Annotated in this window: 7 protein-coding genes and 2 pseudogenes; 5 read left to right on the top strand and 4 right to left on the bottom strand. The window is 69.9% G+C overall.

The features are described 5' to 3' along the window. Positions 1 to 30 precede the first annotated feature (30 nt). The 4 genes from Phou_RS19380 to Phou_RS19365 all read right to left on the bottom strand — a co-directional run bounded on the left by Phou_RS19380 (position 31) and on the right by Phou_RS19365 (position 2,920). Positions 31 to 678: an aminodeoxychorismate/anthranilate synthase component II gene (locus Phou_RS19380; protein WP_173057315.1), complete on the bottom strand. Its 648-nt coding sequence runs from the start codon at positions 676 to 678 to the stop codon at positions 31 to 33. A gap of 4 nt (positions 679 to 682) precedes the next feature. Continuing rightward, positions 683 to 961, bottom strand: a complete 279-nt coding sequence (locus tag Phou_RS19375; protein WP_173057314.1) for a hypothetical protein — start codon at positions 959 to 961, stop codon at positions 683 to 685. 9 nt (positions 962 to 970) lie between these two features. Next, positions 971 to 1,870 (bottom strand): class E sortase, encoded by a 900-nt coding sequence (locus Phou_RS19370; protein WP_371872141.1) that lies wholly within the window; start codon positions 1,868 to 1,870, stop codon positions 971 to 973. Positions 1,871 to 2,113: 243 nt separating this feature from the next. After that, positions 2,114 to 2,920, bottom strand: a complete 807-nt coding sequence (locus tag Phou_RS19365; protein ID WP_173057313.1) for a DUF881 domain-containing protein — start codon at positions 2,918 to 2,920, stop codon at positions 2,114 to 2,116. Positions 2,921 to 3,050: 130 nt separating this feature from the next. On the opposite strand from Phou_RS19365, the gene Phou_RS19360 reads away from it, so the two are divergent. The 5 genes and pseudogenes from Phou_RS19360 (at position 3,051) to Phou_RS19340 (ending at position 8,534) form a co-directional block, all read left to right on the top strand. Next, positions 3,051 to 3,314 carry a cell division protein CrgA gene (locus Phou_RS19360; protein WP_173057312.1) on the top strand — a complete coding sequence of 88 codons (264 nt, stop codon included), beginning with the start codon at positions 3,051 to 3,053 and terminating at the stop codon, positions 3,312 to 3,314. A gap of 134 nt (positions 3,315 to 3,448) precedes the next feature. Further along, positions 3,449 to 5,555 (top strand): annotated as a pseudogene (locus tag Phou_RS19355) ((Fe-S)-binding protein). A gap of 60 nt (positions 5,556 to 5,615) precedes the next feature. Then, positions 5,616 to 6,179 carry a VanZ family protein gene (locus Phou_RS19350; protein WP_173057311.1) on the top strand — a complete coding sequence of 188 codons (564 nt, stop codon included), beginning with the start codon at positions 5,616 to 5,618 and terminating at the stop codon, positions 6,177 to 6,179. A gap of 31 nt (positions 6,180 to 6,210) precedes the next feature. After that, a pseudogene (locus tag Phou_RS19345) lies at positions 6,211 to 7,519 on the top strand (hemolysin family protein). Continuing rightward, positions 7,512 to 8,534, top strand: a complete 1,023-nt coding sequence (locus tag Phou_RS19340; protein ID WP_173057310.1) for a hemolysin family protein — start codon at positions 7,512 to 7,514, stop codon at positions 8,532 to 8,534. Before Phou_RS19345 ends, Phou_RS19340 begins: the two are co-directional and overlap by 8 nt. Positions 8,535 to 9,344: the final 810 nt, after the last annotated feature.

Below are 9,344 nucleotides of genomic sequence, written 5' to 3'. Positions count from 1 at the left end.
GTGGATAACTCTGCGGCCTGTGGATAACTCCTAGGACGCGAAGGCGGCGCGGCGGCGTTCCTCGATCTCCGCGGCGAGCGCGGGCGCACGGTCGACCGCGCTCGGCAGGCCGCAGGTGGCCAGCCAGTTGGCCAGCATGACGTGGCCGCCCTCGGTGAGCACCGACTCGGGGTGAAACTGCACGCCCTCGATCGGGAGTTCGCGGTGGCGCATCGCCATGACCACGCCGGAATCCGTGCGACCGGTCACTTCGATCTCGTCCGGCAGCGTCGACTCGACCACGGCCAGGGAGTGGTAGCGCGTCGCCGTGAACGGGTCGGGCAGACCGGCAAGCACCCCCGCGCCCTTGTGGTGCACGTCCGAGGTCTTGCCGTGCAGCAGCTCGGGCGCACGGTTGACCGTCGCGCCGTACGCCGCGCCGAACGCCTGGTGGCCCAGGCACACGCCGAAGATGGGCAGCTTCCCGCCGTACTCCCGGATCACGTCCATGCAGATTCCGGCGCGCTCCGGTGTACCCGGCCCGGGGGAGAGCAGGATGCCCGCGGCGCCGGTGCGGCCGACGGCGGCCAGGTCGATCTCGTCGTTGCGCCGCACGTCGCAGTCGGCGCCGAGCTGGCCCAGGTACTGGACCAGGTTGAAAACGAACGAGTCGTAATTGTCGATCACGAGGACGCGCATGCCATCACCTTGGTGTCGCGGGCTCATTGGTGCTGTAAGGGATATCGTGCTCGTCTCCGCCCGAGGGCTCGTCCCCGACCCCCGGCGCATCCGGCTCGACGGGTCCGCCGGGCACGCCGGAGTCCTCGGTCACCTGCACGTCGTCGAAGGGGAGCAGGGGCTCGGCCCAGGGAAAGACGACGTACCAGAGGAGCGCACCGACGGCGGTGATGAGCACCAGAGAGGTGGCCAGCTTGGCCGGCCATTGGCGAAACGGCAGGTGCCGCCAGATCCACGCGTACACCCCGCGCCCCTAACCCAGCTCCGCGGGCTGGCCGGCAGATCGGGCCTGCTTGCGGGACAGTTCGCCGTGGACGATCAGGCGCTGGTAGTTGTCGAACTTCGGGTTGCAGGTGGTGAGCGTGACCATGGCCTGGGTCGGCCTGACGCCCGGACGGCCGGGCACCGGCGCCACGACCTCGACCTGCGTCGGCAGCACGATGCGGGTCTGTACGACCTTGTACACGTACCAGTCGGTCTTGGTCTCCACCACGATCGCGTCGCCGGGGTCGAGCTCGTCCAGCCGCCAGAAGGTGGCCCGGTTGCGGTGCCCGGCGACCGCGAAATTGCCGATCTTGCCGGGGTCGGCGCTGCTGGGGTAGTGGCCGGGCGCGTACCGGATGTCCTTCTGCGTCACGCCTTCCACGACCACCCACTGCTTGGCCAGCTTCGGGATGTACAGGCGGGCGATCGCGTTGCCGGCGAGCGGGTTGGGTGAGGCGCTCGGCGTGGGCCCGACGGTCGGGTCCGGCTGGTCCCACTCCTCGCTGAGCTGCTGGTCGAGCGTGTCCTGGTGGGAGCCGATGACCGCGGTGGTGCCCCACACCTCGTACGCGGCGAAGAGCAGCACCACCACGCCAAACGTGATCATGATTTCGCCGAGGCCGCGGACGCCGGTGCGGATGCGCGAGCCGATCGTCGGGCGGGTGAGCTCGGAGTACACGCTCTTGTAGCCCTCGTCGGTCTGCTCCGGCCGCAGCTTGACCACGCGCTCGCCTCGCCGCGGCTGGACCGGTGCGGGACGGTCCGCGGCGCTGTCAGCGGGCGAGTCGGGTCGGGGCGGCACCGGCGGGACGGCGCCGAGCAGGCCGGTCGCGTCCGACGGCACGGCCGGGATGATGGCCGTGGGCGTCTCGGTCCGGTCGAGCGGCACGCGGGCCGGGGGCGGCGGCAGGTCAGCCGGCGGCCGTCCGGCGACAGGGCCAGCGGGGGACCGGGGACGACCGGTGGGCCTGGCATCGGTGGGCCGGGCACGACCGGCGGACCGGTGGGCGTGGCAGGGCGTGGGCTGGGACGGGATGAAGGCGGCGAACGCCCGTCGTCGGGCACGCGCGGGATGATCGCGGTTGGGTCTTCCTCGCCGTCCCGAGCGCGGTGCCGGCTCACCGGCGGACTCTCACTTCGGCACCTCGACCTCGCTGAGAGCGCTGGAACCGTCGTATGCCGGCACGGTCACGCTCCCTTCCACGGTCTCCTGGTAGCCCAAGCCGAAGTGGTCGACGGCGTCGCGGAAGAGGCGCACACCATCTGAGGCGTCCAAGGCGCCGCGCAGCCGCGCCGGATCGCCGATCGCGGTGATCCTGAAGGGCGGGGAGTAGACCCTGCCGTGCAACAGGAGGGTGTTGCCCACGCAGCGTACCGCGCTGGTGGAGATCACCCGGACACCCATGATCGACATCGCCTCGGCTCCGCCGGCCCACAGCGCGTTGACCACCGCCTGAACGTCGCTCTGGTGCACGACGAGGTCGTCGTTGCTCGGGTTGCCCGGCCGCGTCTCGTTCAGCCGAGGCGCGTCGTCGAGCTCGACGGTGAGGCCAGGCCCCTTCAGCGCGGTGAAGCCCGCGCCCTGCAGGCTCGCGTCACCGCGGTTTCGCTGCTCGGCGATCGGGGTGTCAGAGCCGGCGAGTGCCTGTGTGGCCGCCTCGACCTCGGTGCGCAGTGCGGCCCGCCGCTCGTCGCTCTCCTCGACCCGCTCCCGCCGGTCTTCGATGAGCTGGGCGAGCTGTGGGCGGCGGTCCTCGCGCAGCGAGGTGCCGTTGGCAGTGGTGGCGCTGGTGGTGAAGAGCAGCCCGGCCGCGATCGCGATCAGTGGGACACCGATTGACCAGGGAGAACGCCGCCGACCAGCGGGGCGGGAGAAGAGTCCCGACGCGGCTGTGCGCAGCGCTTCGCGCCAAGAGGCGCCGCCGGAGGTGTACTCCACCCGTCTCAGCCCCCTCGTGCTTCCGCGCGCCGGCTTGACTACTCTAGCGGTAGGTGCGAGCCTCGCCCGGCTGACGGCCGGGTGCAGCGGCGCTAATCTATGTACCAAAGTGCTGACAGGAGTAAGCGTCGTGCCCAAGTCACAGGTCCGGAAGAAGAAGGTCTACACCCCGCCGACCGACGTTCGTCCGTCGGCAGCGCAGGCAGCCAAAAAGCCGAGCCCGATCTGGCTGCCGATCACCGCGGTGGGGCTCATCTTCGCCGGCATCGGATGGCTCGTCGTCTACTACTTGACCGAGACCGCCTACCCCGTCGAGTCCTGGGGCTACTGGAATCTCGCGGTCGGTTTCGGCTCGATGGTCGCCTCGCTGATCCTGCTGTCTCGCTGGCGGTGACCCGGCCTTCTGGCCAAACCTCTATGGTTGTGCCCTGGGCTGCGACTTTATTCACGTTACCGATCGGTAACTAAGACAGTACGCTGCTCTCGTGGCGACGGAGCCACGACCTTTCCACAGGGAGGGCGACGTACATGGGCAGCGTCCAGATCGTGACCTCAGTCGTCGCGGCCGTGATCACCGTGGTCGCGGTGGCGTTGGCCGTGCGGGCGGTGCGGCGGATGCTCGCGGTGATCCGTGCCGGTCAGCCCGATCCGACGCGATTCGGCGACAAGTCCACGCGGCTGAAGCGGATGCTCGCCGAGACCCTCGGCCACACGCGGATGCTCAAGTGGTCCGTGGTCGGTGCGGCGCACTGGTTCGTGATGGTCGCGTTCATCGTGCTGTCGCTGTTGGTCCTGGAAGCCTATTTCGAGGTGGTGGACCCGCACGCCGGCCTGCCGATCATCGGCGGTTGGGCGGTCTACGGCTTCGCCACCGAGCTGATCGGTGTCTTCGGGCTCGCCGGCATCCTCGTTCTGATCGGCATCCGGCTCGCCAACCGGCCCACTCGCCCGCAGGGGCGCTCGCGGTTCACCGGGTCGACGATGTGGCAGGGCTACTTCGTCGAGTGGGTGATCGTCGCGGTCCTGATCTGCGGGTTCCTGATCCGCGGGTTCAAGGCCGCCACCGGCCACATGGAGTGGCCGACCTGGGCAGCCCCGGTCTCGCACGCGCTCGGCGACGTGCTGCCCGCATCCGAGGCCGCCCTGTCCATCGTGGCCGCGATCAAGATCGTGGTGTCGATGACGTGGCTGATCACGATCGCCACCAACCTGACGATGGGTGTGGCCTGGCACCGGTTCGCCGCGTTCTTCAACATCTTCTTCAAGCGCGACCCGGGCCGGCCTGCGGGCTCTGGCCTCGGTGGGCTGAAGCCCATGACGTCAGGCGGCAAGCTCCTCGACTTCGAGGAGGCGGACCCCGAAAAGGACCAGTTCGGTATCGCCAGCGTGGAGCAGTTCACCTGGAAGGGCCTGCTGGACTTCACCACATGTACCGAGTGCGGCCGCTGCCAGTCGCAGTGCCCCGCCTGGAACACGGGCAAGCCGCTGTCCCCGAAGCTTCTCGTGCTCTCCCTGCGTGACCATGCCTACGCGAAGGCGCCGTACCTGCTCGCGGGCGACGATCACGCCAACGTCGACGCCCTGGCACTGGCGGAGGCACAGCGCCCCCTGATCGGCGGCGCCGAAGAGGGCGGCGTGATCGACCCCGACGTCTTGTGGTCCTGCACTACCTGCGGCGCCTGCGTCGAGCAGTGCCCGGTCGACATCGAGCATGTCGACCACATCGTGGATATGCGCCGCTACCAGGTCCTCATCGAGTCCTCGTTCCCCTCCGAGGCCGGCGTGATGCTGCGCAACCTGGAAAACAAGGGCAACCCGTGGGGCGCGCCGCCGAACACCCGCGAAGACTGGACCAAGGCCCTCGACTTCGAGATCAAGCGGGCCGACGGCGAGGTCGAGTTCGAGTACCTGTACTGGGTCGGTTGCGCGGCTGCCTTCGAAGACCGGGCAAAGAAGACCGCCCGTGCCGTCGCCACGCTGCTGCACGAGGCCGGCGTCGACTTCGCGATCCTCGGCGAGGGCGAGACGTGCACCGGTGACCCGGCCCGGCGGATCGGCAACGAGTTCGTCTTCCAGATGCTCGCCCAGCAAAACGTGGAGACGCTCACCGAGGCGAAGGTGACGAAGATCGTCGCCTCCTGCCCCACTGCTTCAACACGCTCGCCAACGAGTACCCGCAGCTCGGCCTCAAGAACGTGCAGGTGGTGCACCACACCCAGCTGCTGGCCGACCTGGTCGCGGGCGGCAAGTTGACGCCGGTCCAGCCGCTCGATGGCACGGTCACGTACCACGACCCGTGCTACCTCGGCCGCCACAACCGGGTCTTCACGCCACCCCGCGAGGTCCTGGCCAACGCCAGCGCCAGCGGAGTCACCGAGATGCCGCGAAACCAGGAGCGGTCCTTCTGCTGCGGCGCCGGCGGCGCCCGCATGTGGATGGAAGAGCGGATCGGCAAGCGCATCAACGTCGAGCGCGTCGAGGAGGCACTGGCCACCGGCGCCAGCACGATCGCGGTCGGCTGCCCCTTCTGCCACACCATGATCAACGACGGCGTTACCGGCAAGGGGCGAACGAGCAGGTGGAGGTCGTCGACGTGGCGACCGTGCTCCTCCGATCGGTCAAGGCCGACGCATAACCGGTCCGGCTGTCGGATTGGCGGCAAGGCAGCTGGCGTACCTCCGGTAGAAAGGCACGAGTGCGCGGCTGGGCCTTCGACTTCCTCTCCCAACCGTGGCCGGCGATCACGTTCCTGCTGCTGTCGGCTCTCGCCGTGGCGGTGCACCGGCCACTCGCGGAGCGGATGCGGTGGGCCACCTGGCCGAGCCTCGGCATGCTGCTCAGCGTCGCGATCGTGCTCACGCTCACGCTGCCACCCGCGCCGCACGTGCCGATCGGGGTCCCCGGCGTGGCCGACGTCGACAGGTGCGTGGGCTCGCTGTCCGACGCCGGGCAGCTGTGGCGGGCATTGATCTCGACCACCGAGCGGGGCGAACGGGTCGGCAACATCACGATGTTCGTACCCGCGACGTTCTTCGCCGTCCTCGCCATCCGGCGCCCGCTGCTCGTGGCGGCCGTGGGAGTGCTCATGTCCGGCGGGATCGAGCTCACCCAGTCCGTGATGCACCTGGGTCGGGAGTGCGTCGGGTACGACTGGGTCAACAACACCATCGGCGCGATCCTGGGCGTACTGCTCGGCGTGCTCGCCGCACGGGTGGCAACCCGTCAACCCGCTGGCGTGGGAGAATCACCGCCGAGGTGAATCGACCATCGACGGCCTTTTACTGACCATCCTGCCGCTGCTCGGCTTCGCCGCGCTGACGGCGGGCAACGCCTTCTTTGTCGCGGCCGAGTTCGCGCTCGTGACGGTCGACCGCGCCGAGATCGCACAGCGCGCGGAGGCCGGCGACCGCCGTGCCACAACCGTGCAGAAGGCGCTGCACGAGCTGTCTTTCCAGCTCTCCGGCGCGCAGTTGGGCATCACGATCACCGCGCTACTGACCGGTTACCTCGCCGAGCCGGCACTCGCCAAGATCTTCGCTCCGGCCATCCGCCCGCTCGCCGGCGACTCCACCGACTCGGTCACCCCGATCCTCGCCCTGGTGCTGGCGACGCTGCTGTCGATGCTCTTCGGCGAGCTCGTACCCAAAAACGCCGCCCTCGCCCGCCCGATGCCGGCCGCCCTCTCGACGGCCGCGCCGATGCGTGGCTTCTCGATGGTCTTCGGGTGGCTCATCCGGGGCCTCAACAACTCGGCAAACTGGCTGGTCCGCCGCCTCGGCGTCGAGCCCCAGGAGGAGCTGGCCAGCGCCCGTTCACCGGAGGAGCTGGGGTTGCTGGCCGCCATCTCGGCGCGCGCCGGCGCGCTGCCCACCGAGACCGCGCGGCTGCTTCAGCGCACGATCCGGTTCGGCGAAAAGCGGGCCGCCGAAGCGATGACCCCCGCGTCGACGTGGTCGCCCTGAAGGCCACCGCCACGGTGGCCGAGCTGATCACGGCCGCGCAGGAGACCGGACGCACCCGATTCCCCGTGTACGAGGACACGCTCGACCTGGTCACCGGCGTGGTGGGCGTCCCGGACGCGCTCGGTGTACCCCGGCGAGAAGGTCGACAACGACGGTGGCCGCGGTGGCCCGCGAGCCGGTCTACGTCCCGGAGAGCCTGGATCTCGACGGCGTGCTGGAGGCGCTCCGCGCCGCCGACGCCGACCTGGCGATCGTGGTCGACGAGTACGGCGGGACCGACGGCGTCGTCACCGTCGAAGACCTGGTCGAGGAGCTGGTCGGGGAGATCGCCGACGAGTTCGACCCGGACGCGGTCGAAGACGCCGGCCCGGTGGAGCTGACCGTGCCGGGCGGCGAGCGCACCTTCCAGGTGGACGGGCTGCTGCGCGGCGACGAGGTGGCCGAGCAGATCGGCTTCCGGCTGCCCGACGGGCCGTACGAGACGCTCGCCGGCTTCCTCATGGCGCGGCTGGGACACATCCCGGTGGCGGGCGAGTCGGTGGAGGAAAAGGGCTGGGAGTTTACGGTCGTGGAGGTGGATCGGCACCGCATCGAGCAGGTACGCGTGGTCGCGCCGGAGGTGGCGCACTATGACTAAGGTCCTGATCACGGTCGTGCTGCTGCTGGGCAACGCGTTCTTCGTGGGTAGCGAGTTCGCGCTGATCGCCTCCCGCCGCACGGTCATCGAGCCACTCGCGGAGACCTCCCGGCGGGCCCGGTGGGCGCTCTCCGCGATGAACCAGATCCCCCTCATGATCGCCGGTGCCCAGCTGGGCATCACCGTCTGCGCCCTACTGCTCGGCGCGATCTCCGAACCGGCGCTGGCCCACCTGCTGGAGGGACCGTTCCACGCGCTCGGGGTGCCCGACCGCGCACTCCATCCGGTGGCGTTCGTGCTGGCGCTGGGCATCGTGGTCTTCCTGCACACGGTGATCGGCGAGATGGTCCCGAAGAACATCACGCTCGCCGGCCCGGAGCTCTCCGCGCTCTGGCTCGGGCCGGCGATGCTCGTCTTCTGCCTGGCCACCAAGCCGCTCCTGCTCGCGATGAAGTGGGCATCCCGCGCGGTGCTGCGGATCTGGCGGGTCGAGGCCACCGACGCGGTCAAGACCGTCTTCACCGCCGAGGAGTTGGCCGGCTTGGTGTCGCAGGCGCGTACCGAGGGCCTGCTCGACGCCGAGGAACACGCCCGCATCACCGGCGCCCTCGCCCTCGGCCGCCGCACGGCAGCGGACGCGCTCCGCCCGTGGGCGCAGGTCACGACCGTCGCGGAGGACGTCTCGCCGGCCTCGCTGGAGGTACTCGCCACCCGCACCGGCCGCTCGCGCTTTCCGGTGGTGCACCGGGCGACGCGGCGCGTGCTCGGCTTCGTGCACGTCAAGGACGTGCTCGGCTACGAGGGCCCGCGCCGTACCGCCCCGGTGCCCGAGGAGATCGTGCGCTCGCTGGCCGTGGTCCCACCCGAGCGCACGCTGGCCGAGCTGCTGCTCTCCATGCGCCGCGAGCGGCGCCACATGGTGCTGGTCAGCGACGGGCGGGCGGCGCTCGGGGTGGTCACCCTGGACGACGTGCTCACCGCCGTCATGGGTCCTCGTGGTGCGCCGGGGCGCTGACTGCATCTTTGTCGCGGGGCGCGGTATAGGCGCGATCCGCGTGTGGCCTGAGTCGGCCTTGCCTCGGATCGTCCAGCAGAGCGTCAACCAGTCCGCGCACCGGTGCCGTCAAGCTCGCGTGATCGGTCTCCACTCAGCTGAGCGGTTGCGTCCCCAGTCTTGATCGCGTCACAGCCACGCATCATGATCTCGACGCGCAGGTCCTTGATCGAGGACAACACCGCGATCCCCGCGATCGTGCCGCTGGTGCGGGTTGGTCCACGTCCAGCAGTTGCTCTGCCCGTGCTTCCGCGCTCACTGACCTGACCAGCGACCAGGCGCCCCCACCCGTGTCAACCCATCGCCCTCAGGCCCTGCGCCGGCCAGCGTGACCATGGCTTCAGCCGCATTGCGACGGTCTGAGCACCCAATGTCGGGCGATTTTTCCTGCTCAGACCATCATCACGCGACAAGCACAGGCCGAACCGGACAAACCGTTCCCCTGCGGCCCAGCCCGCCGGGCCGGCCGACCCTGGTCCCGACCACCGCGCCCAACCCCGGCGCGGGTGAGGCTGGCGCCGCACGTGGGCGCATCGGTGCGCCCAGCTTGAGAACATCCGCCACACGACGCCCGCGCCTCCAGGAAAGGAGACCTCGCGACCCCGGCACGGCATGGAAGACGCGACCCCGGCCCAGCACGGCGATTGGGCTTGTCGCGCGGACCAGGCAGCGGAGGTCGGGGAACTCGGCGAGCGCCAAGCTCGCCGCCGACCTCCGCGTTGCCCGCGGGAGCATGCGGTCCGCAGCTGACACGGACCGGGGCAATAGCTA

It is taken from the genome of Phytohabitans houttuyneae (assembly GCF_011764425.1).
Lineage (GTDB): Bacteria > Actinomycetota > Actinomycetes > Mycobacteriales > Micromonosporaceae > Phytohabitans > Phytohabitans houttuyneae.
The sequence above is the reverse complement of the archived record's forward strand: the minus strand, read 5'-3'. Positions and strand labels throughout refer to the sequence as shown.

Excerpts from the sequence above, each read along its gene's own strand:
- Phou_RS19340 (WP_173057310.1), top strand. The coding sequence starts at position 7,512 with ATGACTAAGGTCCTGATCACGGTCGTGCTGCTGCTGGGCAACGCGTTC.
- Phou_RS19380 (WP_173057315.1), bottom strand. The coding sequence starts at position 678 with ATGCGCGTCCTCGTGATCGACAATTACGACTCGTTCGTTTTCAACCTG.